Genomic DNA, 1,673 nt, shown 5'->3' on the forward strand with positions numbered 1-1,673 from the left:
ATACATTGACGGCTTCTATAATCCTGTGCGCAGACATTCTGCACTCGGGTATAAATCACCGATCCAGTTCGAGATGATAAAACGTAAACTAGTGACAGAACCTCTCCATTAAATCAGGGCAAGTCCAATGACTGCGGGCAGGCTCGTGCGGGTGTTGCCGGACTGGGAGCCGTCACGCGTGGAGATGACTGCGCTCTGGCAGAAGGGCAGGATCACGGGAAAACTGATCAAGGCGATTGTGGCCGAGTTTGAAAGAGCACTCGCGAAATGATCGGGACTGACTTTCAGTCACCCCTCGCCCGCAGAAGAGTGAGGATTGATAAGACGATTTTTTAACGGGAAGGTTCGTTCATGGCACGGTGCTAAACGCGTAATATGCAAAACTCGGCAAGAAAATATCGTAAATTATTTATATTTATTATTTTTTAAGTTTCAATTAAAGTGATTATTGTTGCATCTTAATTCAGTTAAATATCTTTTAAATAATAAAATAGCGATAAATATCAATGATTTTTATTTATGAAAATGACTTTCTACACGAGACGTGTATCTAAATACTTATTTTAATTTTTATATAGATCGAGAGAATTGATGCAGGCTTTATCTTAAAGAGTGATAAGGTAGATTTTCAGTGCGCAATTAAGCGCTCTCGATCATTAAAGATCGGATACTCAAATGAACAAGTTGGATTGGCTTAAGCCCGCCGTCGGCGGAGCAATAGCTGGTGCTGCCTTGACGATGATCACCGGTTTTACTGTTGGCGGATGGATCACCGGGGGAACCTCACAAAACCTGATAGCATCCTCTCTCAGAGACGGGGTGGCGTTAGCTCTAACCCCCTATTGCATCGAGAAATCGAAGGCGGACCCGGCAGCGGCCAGTATACTCGCAGAATTTAAATCAGCGCCGACTTACTCGCGCAGGTCGCTTATTGAAAAATCTGGCTGGGCGACACCGCTTGGAACAGATCAGCCAGATCCCGCTCTTGCAACCGCATGTAGCGATGAACTCGTAAAGACGCTCTAAGCGGCAAGTGGGAGTGAGGATATAAACATTTAAAACAAATCCATCGACAGAGCAGAGAACATAAGCCGCGAATTCTGCTCCAGTCGTGATGATGAGCATGTTGCCAGTCAAAATGAGCTCAAAAACGCTCAACAACGACAGAATGAACCTCGCTGGCCAATATCCTGCGACGCGCTTGCGGAGGATTTTCGCGCTCTCGCCTTCCTCGTCATTGATCGGCAGAAGGATCAATATCCTATATGATAATGGCACCGCATTTGCACCAAAAGTATTTGCGCACCAGGGAATGAACACCACGCGTCGGCCCCAACTGAGAATGGCATAATGTCTTCCACCTTTCTGGATTTCACGAATATCAACATGATTGTACGGCTTCTCAGAGAAGTTCACGAGCCTGGTGCTACTTGTGAATTGAAAAGCCAGTTTGCGCGTTATCTCTTCCCCCGTTTTGAGCAAGGTAGATATGATGAAAGACGTTTGCGTATTGCGTTAAAAGGTTACGTTTATTATGAAAAATCAACTAGAGCGTGTCCGCTTTACTCGGGGTCATATCCGCACGATTTGAAGTAGTTGGCGCATTCTTGTGGTTCGAACAGCGTAAGGATTTGGCCAACGGTATTCCATAAGCCGTCGACCGTTCGCTCGGC

The 1,673-nt window shown here is 45.8% G+C and carries 1 protein-coding gene and 1 pseudogene; one reads left to right on the forward strand and one right to left on the reverse strand.

Annotated features, from left to right (window positions below):
• Positions 1-675 precede the first annotated feature (675 nt).
• Positions 676-1,026, forward strand: coding sequence for a hypothetical protein (locus ACOZHT_RS24345; RefSeq protein WP_339514404.1), 351 nt, complete (start codon positions 676-678; stop codon positions 1,024-1,026).
• A 536-nt stretch (positions 1,027-1,562) separates the two neighbouring features.
• Here the strand turns inward: ACOZHT_RS24345 and ACOZHT_RS24350 are convergent.
• Positions 1,563-1,673: pseudogene (locus tag ACOZHT_RS24350) on the reverse strand (IS630 family transposase); the annotation flags it as partial.

The sequence above is a fragment of the Ochrobactrum sp. EDr1-4 genome, from assembly GCF_049199085.1.
Taxonomy (GTDB): domain Bacteria; phylum Pseudomonadota; class Alphaproteobacteria; order Rhizobiales; family Rhizobiaceae; genus Brucella.

Coding starts and splice junctions, on each gene's coding strand:
- ACOZHT_RS24345 (WP_339514404.1), top strand. CDS start 676: ATGAACAAGTTGGATTGGCTTAAGCCCGCCGTCGGCGGAGCAATAGCT.